This is a genomic window from Bradyrhizobium sp. P5_C11_2, assembly GCF_054049755.1.
The window spans coordinates 1-13,728 of the sequence record NZ_JBFULT010000147.1; the positions used below are offsets into that span (position 1 = coordinate 1).

Below are 13,728 nucleotides of genomic sequence, written 5' to 3' on the forward strand. Positions count from 1 at the left end.
TCACCCGGATTGCTGCGCAATCCGACCTCTCCCCGCAAGCGGGGAGAGGTAAAGAAAGCTGCAGCCGCTACACAATCTTGATCGACATGTCCGGCAGGCCCTCGAGCTTGCAGAGGAGCACGTCGCCCTTCACCACGGGGCCGACATTCTCCGGCGTGCCGGAATAGATGATGTCGCCCGCCTTCAGCTCGAACGCTTCCGAAAGCTTTGCGATCTGCTCGGCGACGCTCCAGATCATCTTGCTGAGATCCGAGCTCTGCTTGACCGTGCCGTTGATTGCCAGCGAGATGGCGCCCTTCTCGAAGTGGCCGGTCTTGCTGGCCGGATGGATCGGACCGATCACCGCGGCGTGGTCAAAACTCTTGCCGATCTCCCAGGGCTTCTTCTCCGCGGCCATGCCGTTCTGGAGATCGCGCCGGGTCATGTCGAGGCCGAGCGCGTAGCCATAGACATGGTCGAGCGCCTTCTCGGCCGGGATGTTGGTGCCGCCGGATTTCATCGCTGCGACCAGCTCGACCTCGTGATGATAGTTCTTGGTCAGCGACGGATAGGGATGGTCCGCGACCTCGCCGACCGCGACGTTCTGGATCGCATCGGTCGGCTTCTGGAAGAAGAACGGCGGCTCCCGGTTGGGATCCGAGCCGCGCTCGATCGCGTGTGCGGCATAGTTGCGCCCGATGCAGTAGATGCGGCGGACCTGGAACACGCTTGTCTCGCCGACGATCGGGATCGCGATCATCGGCACCGGGAAGATCGGCTTCGGTCCGGCCTGCGCCGCGGCGGGAGCCGTATCGGCGAGGCCTGCCGCGGTCATCGCGGCTGCGGCGGTGAGCAGGTCACGTCGAGAGGTTTTTGTCATGGTTCTGTTCCCTTGGCTTGGGCACTCGTTTGTAGCGGAGCGATCGATGGGATCAAACAATCAATGGGCCAATGGATCTGGCCGCATCTGCACCTTGTAGACTTTAGGCGAGGCCTCCTTGCCGCCCTCACCGTGGAAGCTCGCGCGCGTTCCCGTCGTGCTCCACAGGCCGCGCCCCTTCCAGCCCGTATTGGGGTCGTCGATACGACCGTCGACATTCTTGGTGAAGAAGCCAAGCGGATAGGGATTGCGCAGATTCACCAACTGTCCGTTGACGAGCGCGAGCAGCGACTCGCTGCCATTGGCGCTGGCGATCGGCACGTTGGCGCCGAGTCCGAAGGTGTTGTAGCGGTCCACCCAGACGTAATAGGCGTGGTTTGCGCTGCCGCTGGCATCGAGTCCCTTGAACTGCGGCCCGGGCATGCGCCAGATCTTCCATCCTTCGGGACATTGCCTGCCGTCCGCCGTGGTCGGCCCGTTGAGCGGCCCTTTGCAGAGCTTGCGGTCGAAGCTTGTGAGATGACCGCTGGACAAGACCGTCCACACCACGCCGTCAAGCCCGATGTCGAGACCACGCGGCCCGAACGTGCCCTCCGGCGGCTGATACACTTCGGACAGCGCGGTGTTGGCGGGATCGGGTCCCGGCATCACGCGAACGATGTAGCCGGGCTGATCGATGCGCGAGAAGCCGCGGTCCATCGCCTGGCCCCAGATCGAATCGTCGACCGGGCTCGGCATGATGCCGTAGAACGACGCCGCGATGCGCTTGTCCTTGGTCGGATCGACGGGATCCTTGTGCTCGACATAGGCGTCGCGCTTGCCATTGCCGTTGGTGTCGATGATCAGCGGCGTCCAGCCCTGCGATTTCACGTCGTCGAGGGTTTCGCGATACTGCCTGGTGTTGAGCCAGCCGACCAGGCCGCCGCCGAGGCCGGGGCCGCCGGAGCTGGTCCACAGCGTCTGATTGGCATCGTCGTCGAAATACAGGTGGTGGGTCGTGAAGCAGGTGTTGATCAGGTCCCATTTGCCGGTTGCGGGATCGAAGCGCGACAGCTGGCGCAATGAGGTGGCCTGCGGCGCCACCTTCGCCGACGGCAGGTCCGAGCCCTGCTTGCAATAGTCCGGATTGGCCGGCGGGCGCAGGCGCGCCGTGAACCACACCTTGCCCTGCTCGTCCATCATGACGTTGTGGATGCTGGTGTGGCCATCCCAGATCGGCTCGTCACCCCAATAGGCCGACGGGCCCCGCGGCGCGTCGGTCGACGACGGCGTGTTCGGATCGAGATAGGGATGCTTGATGGTGCCGGCGATGTTCTTCACGGGATCGAGCGTCGGCACGAGATCGGAGCTTTCCTCCGACGATCCGTAGATCAGGCCGTTGGCGTTGAGGCGCGGGTTGCGCTTGTCGGTCGAGATCGCATCGTGCTGATAGCGCGTCGGCGCCGCCCAGTCCCACATCGTGAAGACCACATTGCGCTCGATGCCCTTGGGCCGCTCGGGCTTGTCGAACGGCAGTTCGCCGCCAGCGATGCGATCGGTCCATTTCGAGAACAGGTCGTAGACCTTCTCGGGGCCCATGCTGGCGAGCACCGTCGCCATGTATTCCTGGGCCTGGCCGGCCTGGGTGCGGACCGCCCAGGCCGTATGCGAATCATAGCCGTCGGTGAACACCTTCGGGACTTCGCGAATGCCCCGCGTCCCGAGCGCGTGGCAGGACTGGCACATGTTCTTGACCGTATCGACCCACTGGGCCTGCGACTTCATGGTCTCCGGCATCTTGTTGCCCTTGTCGCCGGTGCCGGGAAATTCCTCGGGTCTCGGAATGTCGAGCATCGAGTACCAGTACATCCCCGGATAATTCTGCGCGTCCTCTTTGGGCGAAGCGGCAGCGGCCTTGAAATCCACCACCTTGCCGGGACGAACCTCCTGCTGCGCGGTGTCCCGCAAACCGTAGCCCCGCACCCAGACCTTGTAACTGGCGGCGGGAAGATCCGGGATGACGAACCGGCCCTGATCGTCGGTCACCACCACCTTCGCATATTTGGTGGGCAGGTCCCTGGTCTCGGCGATCACCCAGACGCCGGCCTCTCCACCCTTGTCGCTGGTCACCTGTCCACCGATGTCGCTCGCGGATATCTCGACATTCGCCGCCATTCCGGTGCCGGCATGCAGCAGCGCCGTCGCGCCGAGACAGCCGGCCAGCATTTGCTTCAAGCTCATCGTTCCTCCCCTTTCGTCATGCGTTTCGTCCGAGCCTCTTGGTGGGCTATTCGGACTCATCTCTCATGTTTTGAGCCGATCGAAGAACTCCCTGACCATCCGGGCGCAGACATCCGGGTCCGTCGCGGCCACATGATAGGAATCGCCGGGCAGCACCTCGAGCTTCGAGCCCGGAATCGTCTCCTGCCAGGCCTTGACCGAGGCGACGTCGCCGAGCCCCGAGCCGGTCGTGGTGATCACCAGCGCCGGGCGCTTGATCGAGGGCAGCTCGCCGGTGACATCGACCGTCGGCACCATCTGGAGAAATGCTTCGAGCGTCGAGGCCTTGGTCTTCGACATCAGCTTGATCCACCAGTCCAGCGCCGCCGGCGGCAGCGACGATCCGAGCCGGCCGGCGGTGGTCTCGCGCACCCAGGGCTCGACGCCGTGCTCGCGGATCTGCTTGCGCCAGGTCGGCGCCCGCTCGTTGAACGAGGTGAGTGACGCCGGCGCGCCGACCGCGGCGACCGCGATCACGCGATCCGGGTGCTTGGCCGTCAAGTGCATCGCCAGCGTGCCGCCGATCTTGCCCCCGACCAGGAACACACGATCGAGCTTCAGCGCATCAAGCAGCCGGACGATGTCGTCGCCGAGACCAGCAAAACGATAGGCGTAATCACCCTGCATCGGCGTCGAATCGCCATAGCCGCGCAGATCGGGCCGCACCACGAGATGATGCGTGGCGAAATACGGCACCCAGCGCCGGAACGCCTCGCCGCTCTCGGCGAGCCCGTGCAGCATCACGACCGGCGGCCTGGTGTCCCACGGCAGGAGATAGTCGTCGAGGCGAACCGCGAGCTCGCAATCGTCGCTGACACTGATCTTCCGCAGTTCGCTAGCCATCAGATACACCTCGTTCCACCGCCATCGACATTGATGCAGGTTCCAGTAATGAAGGACGCGCGGTCTGAACAGAGGAACGCAACAAGGCCCGACACCTCGTGCGGCTGCCCGACGCGACCGAGCGGCACCGAGGCAATCGCTGCTGCATTGGTCGTGCCCTGATCCTGACCCGCAATCGCCGCGCCCTGCGAGATCAGGCTGTCCCAGCGATCGGTCTGCACGGGACCGGGATTGACGCCGGTGACCAGCACATTATCCGGCGCGCATTCCTCGGCGAGCGCCAGCGTGAAGTTCAGCAGCGCCGCGTTGACCGCGCCGCCCGCCATATAGGCCGCGCGCGGCTGGTGGCCGCTGCGGCCGATGATGTTGATGACGCGGCCCCAGCGGCGGTCGCGCATTTCGGGCAGGACATTGCGGGCGCAGCGCATGTAGCCGAGCAGTTTCAGCTCGATCGACTTGGCCCAGGTCGCATCCGGCGTCTCCGCGATCCGGCCCATCGGCGAGGCCCCGGCATTGTTGACGAGAATGTCGATGCGGCCGAACGCCTTGCGCGCCGTGTCCATCGCCCGAGCGATGTCGTCGGGCCTGGTCATGTCTCCGGCGCAGGCGATCACGCGCCGGCCGGTGTCTCGCGACATCTCCTGAGCTGACGCCGCAAGCCGCTCGGCGTCGCGCGCGACGATCACGACATGCGCTTGTTCGCGCGCGAGCTCGGCGGCGATGGCACGGCCGATGCCGATGCTGCCGCCGGTGATGACGGCAACCTTGCCGCCGAGATTCAGATCCATGACGCAGCCCTAGTCTACCGTGGCGCCAGAGGCCTGAACGAGCTTGCCCCACTTCGTGGTCTCGTCCACCATGAACTGTCCGAACGCGACGCCGGAAACCGTGCCGGGCTCGGCGCCAAGCTCAGCAAGCCGCTTCCTGACGTCGGGCATTTTCAGGATGACTTCAAGCTCGCCGCTCAGCTTGGCGAGCGCAGGCTGGGGCGTCTTCGCCGGCGCCACCAGTCCGAACCAGGACGAGGCCTCGAAGCCCGGAATGGTCTCGGCGACCGTCGGTACGTCGGGCAGCGCCTCCGCGCGCTTGGCGCCTGCGACCGCGATCGCATTGATGGCCTTGCCCTGCACCTGCGGCAGCACCGCGGGCATGTTGTCGAACATGAAGGGGATCTGGCCCGCGAGCAGGTCGTTCATCGCCGGCGCCGCGCCGCGATAGGGCACGTGCACGATATCGACGCCCGCCATGCTCTTGAGCAGCTCGCCGGCGAGATGATTGGTCGATCCGATGCCGGACGAGCCGAAATTCAACGAGCCCGGCTTGGCCTTGGCCAGCGCAATCAGCTCGCCCACGTTCTTCGCCTGCACCGACGGATTGACGACCAGAACGATCGGCACAGACGCGATCAGCGCCACCGGCGCAAAGGCCTTGGCGGGATCGAACGGCAGCTTCTTGTAAAGCGATCCGTTGATCGTCAGCGGTGGCGGTGCGGTCAGCAGCAGGGTGTAGCCGTCGGCATCGGCGCTCGCGACCGTCTCGGCGCCGATATTGCCGCCGGCGCCGCCGCGGTTCTCCACCAGGAAGGTCTGGCCGTTCCGCTCGGTCAGCTTCTGCGCAACGATGCGGGCGATGATGTCGTTGGACCCGCCGGCCGGGAACGGCACGATGATCTTGACCGGACGGGAGGGATAATCCTGCGCTACCGCAAAGCCGGAGAACAGAACGGCCGCACAGGCGGCCACAAAGATGCGTCGAATAACCCCGCGCATGGGCACTTCCTTGATGTTTGTCTTGTTATTGATTGAATCATCATGCCGTCAGCAATGGCCTCAATTGTCCGACGTCGTCAAGCCGTTCGAGATTGGCGATCTGCTCGATCAGCTTCTCGGCCCTGTCGCCACCCAGCACCGGCGCGATCAGGTCCCGCGTCTTCGCCGCCACTGCTTCCGTGCTCAGCGGATTCTCCTTGGTACCCGGCGGGTACTTCGTGAAGTGCTCGACCTTCCTGCCATCGGTTAATGTCACCTCGACGACAGCACCGCGCGGCGCGGCCGGATCCATCAGCGCCTTGTCGCCGGCCAGCGTCACCTTGGCGCGCTGCTCGAGAATCTTCGGGTCATGCATCAGCGCGACGTCGTGGCTGTCGGTGAACGACACGGCACCCTTGACCAGCGCGACCGCAACGAGGTGCTGGCAATTGACGTCGGGCATCGCGCTCTCGCCCACGATCCCCATCGCATCGGTCGGCAGCTTGACCAGGATGCTACGAACGTTATCTGGCGTGAGGCTGTGCTGCTTGCGCAGCGTCAGGGTCGCATCCAGCGGCGACTGGATGGGATAGCCGACCGAAAAGGTCTTGATCGCCGTCTCCGTGACGTAGAAGCGGCTGCCGAGATCCTTGACCATCTCCTCGGGCTTCGGATCGCTCGACAGCGCGATGAAGAGGTTATGGGTGCCGTCGAGCACGTCGTCGACGCCGGTCAGGCCGTTCTTGACCATGTCGACGGCCATCACGCCGTTGCGGGCGCCCATGCCGGCGAAATCGAACGCCTTCTCGATATGGTCCTTGTCCTTGACCCAGCTCCAGAGGCCGGACACCTGCTGCGACGAATAGGAGATCGCGTAGCGCATCCCCTTCTCGTCGAGCCGCGCCAGCGATGCGGCGGCGCCGAGCGCGCCGAAGGTCGACGACGTTCCCTCGGCGCTCCGATGCGAGCCGCGCACGAGATCCGGCCCCAGCGCCATCAGCAGGCGGCAGGTCAGGTCGTAGCCGAGCGCGACCGCGCGGATGACATCCTGGCCGCTGCGATGCTCCCGCTCGGCCATTGCGAGCGCGGCCGGCACCACGGCCGATCCCGGATGCGCCTTGGTCACAGGCTCGAAGTCGTCGGTCTCGTCGGCATGAGCGCACATGGCGTTGGCCAGCGCCGCATTGACCGCCGTGGTCCGGAAGTCGGAGCCGACCACGGAGGCCTGCGCGTCGCCGCCGAGCGTACGAACATATTTCAGCGCCATCTCGCCCGGCCGCATGCGCGAGCCGGACACCATCGCGCCGAGCGTATCGAGAATGCGATGCTTGCATTCGAGCACCACCTGCCCGGGCAGCTCCTGATCGCGCGCAGCGACCATGTAGCGAGCGAGCCGCTCGGTGACGCCTGGGCCCGCCGCGCGAGCCGTGCGGCCGCCAGTTGCAGCGAGAGCGGCAATCGAGCCGGCGGATTGAAGGAAACGGCGGCGTGAGGGCATTCCCAGTAACTCCAGAATCAAGATGAGACCGACATCTTGGCGATTTCCGCCGCGCTGACCAGACCTTCGACATTCCAGCATGCATCCATGACACGCCTGACCATCGCAGCAGGAATGATGCCGTCCGCGAGATCGGAGAACTTGGTCTCGAGCTGCTTGTCGGTCATCGGCACCTCGACGCTGCCGATGGCGTGCTCGATGTACCGGTTGAGCTTGCGCCCATCCTTGAGCACGATGGTGAGATCGACCTGCTCAGGCTTGATGCCGGCCGTGATGACAGGATTGACCTTGCCGCGCAGCGCGACAATGGTCGGATCGGTCACGGCGCGGTCGCTGAACTGCTTCTCGCCGCCGGCGCCCTCGATGATCGCGACCGCGACGGCGTGGTAGATGCTGAACTTGCCTTCCAGCCCCTGCTGCGGCGTCTTCTTGCCGGTGAGCTCCAGCACCAGCGGATGGACCTTGAGGTCGACACGCTCGATCTGGTCCGCCGTCACCTTGTTCTCGTTGCGGAGCTGGATCGCGGCATCGATCGCCGGATGCAGCACGATGCCGCAGGCGAACGGCTTGTAGGTGTTGAGTGCGGCCTCATAGCGCTTGCCGAGGTCGCCCAGGATCTCGTTGTAGTCCTGCTTGGTGCTGATCGTGTTGGCCCAGCCGCGCTTGGCCTCGATCATCGCGTCGGACGAGGTGAAATTCTTCGAGGCCAGAATGGCCGCGAAGATGCCGCTGGAGGCGGCGCGGCCCGGGTTGAAACTCTTGTTCATCGAGCCGAAGGATTCGCGAAGACCCACGGGCTGGGAAGCGGCCAGTCCAAGCGCCCATGTCATCTGCTGCTCGTTCAACTTCAACAGCTTGCCGACGGCGGCCGCCGCGCCGAACACGCCGGCCGTGCCGGTGATGTGCCAGCCGACATCGTAATGGTTGGGATAGACGGAATTGCCGATCCTGCACTCGGTCTCGACGCCGAGCACCAGCGCGTTCAAAAATTCCTTGCCGGAGACCGGCTGCATTTCCGACAGCGCGAGAATGGCCGAGGCGACGGGACCCGCGGGATGGATGATCGTCTTCAGATGCGTGTCGTCATAGTCGAAGATGTGGCTGGACACGCCGTTGATGAAGGCCGCGTTCATGATGTCGAACCGCTCGCGCCGCCCGAACAGGGAGGCCTGCTGCGGGCCCGAGAACGGGCCGAGCGCGGCGACCGCAATGTCGACGGTCTGGTGATGCGAACCGCCGATCGCGACGCCGACCCAGTTCAGAAGGGTGCGGACGCCTTCCTTGCGGACATTGGCAGGCAGGTCGTCATAACTTGCGGTGACGATATAATGCGCCAGCGCACGCGTGACCTCCTTTGGCGGCGCGGCCGCGGGCACCGCGGCCGGGGTTTGTGCGAAAGCAGTGCTGGTGCCGACGGTCGCGAGCGGGAGCGCGGCCACGGCCTGAAGCAGGGTCCTGCGATCAGTGTGCATAAGATGCCTCCTTGACCTTGATCGATACCAGTTGGGCCGCGAGACGGACCGCGCTTTCCAGCGCGCCGGTCTTGGCCACGCCCTGGCCTACGATATCGAACGCCGTGCCGTGCGACGGCGTGGTGAAAACGGTCTCGAGGCCGGCGGTGACGGTGACGCCGCGATTGAAGCCGCGCAGCTTGGTCGCGATCTGGCCCTGGTCGTGATACATCGCGACCACGCTGTCGAACTCGCCGGCGAAGGCCCGGACATAGACGGTGTCGGCTGGATACGGTCCCGTGCAGGCAATCCCGGTCTTCGCAGCCGCTTCCACGGTCGGCCGGATCATCTCGATCTCGTCACGGCCGAACAGGCCACCCTCACCGGCATGCGGGTTGAGCGCGGCCACCGCGATGCGCGGCTTGGCGACGCCGGCTTTCCGCATCATGCGGTCCACCAGCGCGATCGAGTCGGTGATGCTCGCCGGGTTGATGCCGTCGAGCGCCTCGCGCAGCGACTGATGCCCGGTGACGCGGGACATCCATTGTCCGTCCAGCACGTTCATCTCGGAGAAGTAGGTCTTGTGGCCGAGCAGGCTCGCGAACATCTTGTGCTCGTCGGGAAACTTCCAGCCGCCGTCGAACATCGCGCGCTTGTTGAGCGGCGCAAACGTGATCGCATCGACTTCGCCAGCCTTGGAGAAATCGATCGCGCGCGCCAGCGTCTCGCCGGTGAGCCGGCCCGACTCGGCGCTGGCCTTGCCGATCGGGAATTTGGCGGGGTCGGTGTTGCCGAGATCGACGAGCTGCACCGTGCCTCGGCCCCATGAAGCGGCCTTGGGCGAAGATATCCGCTCGACCGTCAGCTTCACCCCGGCCTGCGCCATACCCATCTCGAGCACGCGGGCGTCGCCGATGACGACAAGGCGCGCGGCGTCAGCGAGCCGGTCGTCGGAGAGAATGCGCGCGATCTGCTCGGGGCCGATGCCGGTGCAATCGCCCGGCGTCAGCGCGACGACGGGCAGTTCATTGGTGTTGGTGGTCATTTGGAAGCCTTGGATCCTTACTTCACTGTCTGGATTTGCGCGGCGGACTGAGTCCAGTCCTCCCGGTTGAATTCCCCATCCCACTTCGCGACGACGATGGCGGCCACGGCGTTGCCGATGGTGTTGGTGATGGCACGCGCCAGCGACATGAAGCGGTCGATGCCGAGCAGCAGCGCCAGTCCCTCCGCCGGCAGCCCCGCGGCGACCACGGTCGCGGCCAGCGCAGCGAACGCACCGCCGGTGACGCCGGCAGCGCCCTTGCTCGTGAACAGCATCACCACGAACAGGCTCAGCTGCTGTGCGGCGGTCAGCTCGACGCCGTAGACCTGGGCGACGAAGATGGTCGAGAGCGGCAGCGTCAGCGCGACGCCGTCGAGATTGAAGGAATAGCCGGAGGGAATGACGAGGCCGGCGACCGCACGCCCCACGCCTGCCTTCGGCAGCTTCTCCATCATGCCGGGGATCGCGGTTTCCGACGACGAGGTGCCGAGCACGACCAGCAGCTCGGTCCGCAACAGCCGCAGCAAATCCATCAGGCGGATTCCGACCAGGCGGCAGATCGTCCCGAGAATGACGAAGATGAAGAAGGCCATCATCGCCCAGGCGGTACCGACCAGCAACGCCAGCGCATACAGCGTGGCGGCGCCGAATTTCGCCACCGTGAAGGCCATGGCGCCGAAGGCGCCGATCGGAGCCAGCGCCACCACGACATGGACGACGCTGAACACGAGCTCGGTCACCCGTTCCATGCCGGTCCGCAATGGCGCAGCCTTCTCGCCGAGCAGCAACAGGCCGATGCCGCAGAGCAGCGCAAGCACGAGCACCTGGAGCACGTCGCCGGCGGCAAACGCACCGACAAAGCTTTCCGGGATCATGTGCTGGATGTAGGCCGACAGCGAGCCGACATGGGCTTGCGAGTAGCGGGCGACGGTCTCGGCCTGCTGCGCGGTCGCATGCGCCACGCCCGCGCCGGGCTGGACCCAGCGCACCACGACGAAGCTGAACAGCAGGCACAGTGTCGTCACCACCTCGAAATAGACGAAGGCCTTGAGGCCGATGCGGCCCACGGCCTTCATGTCTCCGACCTGTGCGATGCCGGTGACCACGACCAGGAAGATCAGCGGCGCGATCGTCATCTTGATCAGCGAAATGAAGGCGTCGGCAAGCGGCTTGAATTCGACGGCAACGGTCGGAAGGAGGGCGCCGAACAGGACGCCGAGCGCGGCGCCGGCAATCACCAGGACATATTGCTCGCGCCAGAGCGGCTTGCGGCGGCCTTCGGTAACCGGCCTCGAGATGGGCTCGGACAGCGGCGTTGCGGCGACCTGCAATTTGCTTCCCTCCAACGGCATCGTCGCGCCATGCGTCGATGGCGCTTTGTTCTTGTCTTCCGATGCCGTTTACATTGGACCAGCGGTCTTTCAGGCGCTAATGCCGTATCGGTATGATTTAAGGACAAAACGTCATATGGACCTGATTTGGCTGGAGGATTTCCTTGCCATCGCCGAGGAGGGCGGGTTCTCGCGCGCCTCCCAGCGCCGGCATGTGACCCAGCCGGCGCTGAGCCGCCGCATCAGGTCGCTCGAAGAGTGGCTGGGAACGGCGCTGTTCGAGCGCTCGACGCACACGATCACGCTGACGCCGGCCGGCGAGAGTTTTCGCTCCGTTGCCGAGGACGTGCTGCGCCGGGTGCTGGTCGGACGCGAGGAAGCGCTGGAAGTGGCGCGGCTGAAGGCCGAGACCATCACCTTTGCCGCCACGCATGCGCTGTCACAAACGTTTTTCCCGGAATGGATTCGCAACGCGGACAGTGCACGTGCCGGCTCGGCCGTGCAGCTCGTCGCCTCCAATTTCGCCGGCTGCGAAAAGCTGCTGCTGGATGCGCAGGCGCACTTCCTGCTGTCACACCATCATCCGTCGCTGGTGAGCCGGCTCGACATGGACCGCTTCCAGCGCATCGAACTCTCGACCGACGTGCTGGTCCCGATCAGCGCGCCGATCGCCCGGCCCGCGCGCGGCGGACGCCGCAGCAAGGCAAAACCGCGCTATGCCCTGCCCGGCGCGGCCGGTGCGGCGCTGCCCTATCTCGCCTACCACCCCGGCTCCGGCGTCGGACGAATCGTCACATCGTTCCTGGCGACCAAGGATCCGGCGGCCTGGCTCGTTCCGAGCTTCTCCGCGCCGGTCATGCTCTTGATCGACATGGCACGCGAGGGGCGCGGCATCACCTGGGCGCCGCTGAGCCTCGTGCGGCATGATCTCGAAAACGGCCGCCTGCTGCGCGCTGGCGGCACGGACTGGGATATCGCGATCAGCATCTCGCTGTTCCGCGTGCGTGCCCGCATGACCCGGGCGGCCGAGACTTTCTGGAACGCGGTACGCAAGGGCCGGTCGAGCGGAAAATCCGCCGCCACCGTCCCGCGAGCGAGGTAACGGACGAGCGGGCCGCGCGGCCGCTAGCATGGAAATTGCATAAAATCTGGGCGACATGGACGCCGCATGAACCTCATCAGTCTGGACATCCGCATGCTCCGRTCGCTGATCTCGGTGGTCGAGACCGGCAGCATCACCGAGACCGCGCGACGGCTGGGCCGCACCCAGCCGGCGATTACGCTGCAATTGCAGCGCCTGGAGGAGCTCACCGGCAAGCAGCTGTTCGAGCATGCCGGCCGCCGGCTGACACTGACCGAGGACGGCACCACGGTCCTCACCTACGCCAAATCCATCCTGCGGTTGCATGACGAGCTGATTTCGCAACTGGCGTCGCAGGAGATCGAGGGCCAGGTCGTGCTCGGCACGCCCGACCTCTACGCGGCGTTCATGCTGCCTTCGATCCTCAGCGTGTTCAGAAAGTCGTTTCCGCGCATCCAGGTCGAGCTCAACTGCGCGCTGTCGACGCCGCTGGTGGGCCTCGTCAAGCGCGGGGACGTCGACATCGCGCTCGTCACCCGCATGAACGACTTTACCGGCGGCCAGGTGGTGCGGCGCGAGCAGCTGGTCTGGATGACCGGCGAGCAATCCGCCGCGCACCAGGAGCGGCCCATTCCGCTGGCACTGCTGCCGCCGGGCAACATCTATCGCGACTACGCGATCGACACGCTCGAGCGTGCCAACCTGCGCTGGCGCATCGCCTGCGTCAGCGAAAGCGTCGGCGGATTGCAGGCCGCAGCCTTCGCCGGCATGGCCGTCACCGTGCTCGGCCGCAGCGCGCTGGTGCCGGCGATGCGCGAGATCGGCCCCAACGAAGGCCTGCCGCCGCTGCCGAAGGTCGAGCTCCTGCTCTACAAGTCCAGCGGCGCCACGTCGAAGGCCGCGACCGCGCTGCACGATTATCTCGCGCACTATCTGCGCCTGGACGAAGAGCTCAGCGGACGCGGCGTCCCGATCGAGCTGTCGTAAGGCGCAATGAGGTCAACCCGATCTGTCCCCGCATCGGTAGTGAGCTCCCTCGCCCCGCTCTTGCGGGGAGAGGGTTGGGGTGAGGGGCTCTATCGGCAAAGCCGGTGAAAGCTGGACTCGCGGAGAGTCCCCCTCACCCGGAATWCAAGCTGCGCTTGAATTCCGACCTCTCCCCGCAAGCGGGGCGAGGTAAGGCGGCGCCGACCTCGCCAAGTATGCCTCACGCCTTCGCACGCGCCAGATCCGGTTCGCGCAACGCCAGCGCCGGCCAAAATTTTGCCCAGGGCTGCGCCTGCTCGAACGCAGCGGCGATGCGGAAGATCGTCGGCTCGTCGAGCCAGGGGGCCACGATCTGCAAGCCGATCGGCAGGCCATCGCGGTCGAAGCCGCAGGGCAGCGTCGCCGCCGGAAGGCCGGCGAGGTTGATCGGCCAGGTGAAGGGCGACCAGCCGAGATGCGGATCGACCTTGCTGCCGTCGATCTCGTCGACGCCGATCTGGCCGGCCTCGAACGCGGTCACTGCGACCGTCGGTGTCACCAGCGCATCGACGCGCTCGAACAATTTCAGGAAGGCGTTGCGGGCCTGACCGCGCCGGTAGCCAGCCTCGATATAGTCCGTGCCAGTG

At 65.6% G+C, this 13,728-nt stretch carries 12 protein-coding genes; 2 read left to right on the plus strand and 10 right to left on the minus strand.

All coding sequences use genetic code 11. The features are described from left to right. Positions 1-67 precede the first annotated feature (67 nt). From ACXJL8_RS16230 to ACXJL8_RS16270, 9 genes are all read right to left on the minus strand, one after another. Entirely contained in the window at positions 68-859 is a 792-nt protein-coding gene (locus ACXJL8_RS16230) for a fumarylacetoacetate hydrolase family protein (protein ID WP_456618015.1), read from the minus strand. Positions 860-919: 60 nt separating this feature from the next. Then, entirely contained in the window at positions 920-3,079 is a 2,160-nt protein-coding gene (locus tag ACXJL8_RS16235; RefSeq protein WP_456618016.1) for a carboxypeptidase-like regulatory domain-containing protein, read from the minus strand. 63 nt (positions 3,080-3,142) lie between these two features. After that, complete coding sequence (locus ACXJL8_RS16240) at positions 3,143-3,961, minus strand: alpha/beta fold hydrolase (RefSeq protein WP_456618017.1); 819 nt, start codon at positions 3,959-3,961, stop codon at positions 3,143-3,145. Beyond that, a complete protein-coding gene (locus ACXJL8_RS16245) occupies positions 3,961-4,749 on the minus strand; it encodes an SDR family NAD(P)-dependent oxidoreductase (RefSeq protein ID WP_456618018.1) in 789 nt (262 codons plus the stop codon). Before ACXJL8_RS16245 ends, ACXJL8_RS16240 begins: the two co-directional genes overlap by 1 nt. A gap of 9 nt (positions 4,750-4,758) precedes the next feature. Further along, entirely contained in the window at positions 4,759-5,730 is a 972-nt protein-coding gene (locus ACXJL8_RS16250; protein ID WP_456618019.1) for a Bug family tripartite tricarboxylate transporter substrate binding protein, read from the minus strand. Positions 5,731-5,770: 40 nt separating this feature from the next. Then, positions 5,771-7,207, minus strand: a complete 1,437-nt coding sequence (locus tag ACXJL8_RS16255) for an MmgE/PrpD family protein (RefSeq protein WP_456618020.1) — start codon at positions 7,205-7,207, stop codon at positions 5,771-5,773. A gap of 17 nt (positions 7,208-7,224) precedes the next feature. Then, a complete protein-coding gene (locus ACXJL8_RS16260; protein ID WP_456618021.1) occupies positions 7,225-8,679 on the minus strand; it encodes an MmgE/PrpD family protein in 1,455 nt (484 codons plus the stop codon). Beyond that, positions 8,669-9,703: a PdxA family dehydrogenase gene (locus ACXJL8_RS16265; protein WP_456618022.1), complete on the minus strand. Its 1,035-nt coding sequence runs from the start codon at positions 9,701-9,703 to the stop codon at positions 8,669-8,671. The genes ACXJL8_RS16260 and ACXJL8_RS16265 overlap by 11 nt, the downstream gene beginning before the upstream one ends. A gap of 17 nt (positions 9,704-9,720) precedes the next feature. After that, the gene (locus ACXJL8_RS16270) at positions 9,721-11,034 is read right to left on the minus strand and encodes a cation:dicarboxylate symporter family transporter (protein ID WP_456618023.1); all 1,314 of its coding nucleotides are present in this window, start codon (positions 11,032-11,034) and stop codon (positions 9,721-9,723) included. A 136-nt stretch (positions 11,035-11,170) separates the two neighbouring features. On the opposite strand from ACXJL8_RS16270, the gene ACXJL8_RS16275 reads away from it, so the two are divergent. Both ACXJL8_RS16275 and ACXJL8_RS16280 read left to right on the plus strand, forming a co-directional pair. Continuing rightward, on the plus strand, positions 11,171-12,136 hold the full coding sequence (locus tag ACXJL8_RS16275) for a LysR family transcriptional regulator (protein ID WP_456618024.1): 966 nt from the start codon (positions 11,171-11,173) through the stop codon (positions 12,134-12,136). Positions 12,137-12,202: 66 nt separating this feature from the next. Next, entirely contained in the window at positions 12,203-13,102 is a 900-nt protein-coding gene (locus tag ACXJL8_RS16280) for a LysR substrate-binding domain-containing protein (RefSeq protein WP_456618025.1), read from the plus strand. A 220-nt stretch (positions 13,103-13,322) separates the two neighbouring features. On the opposite strand, the gene ACXJL8_RS16285 is transcribed toward ACXJL8_RS16280, so the two are convergent. After that, positions 13,323-13,728: amidase family protein (locus tag ACXJL8_RS16285; RefSeq protein WP_456685233.1), on the minus strand; the 406-nt coding region annotated here is incomplete at its 5' end.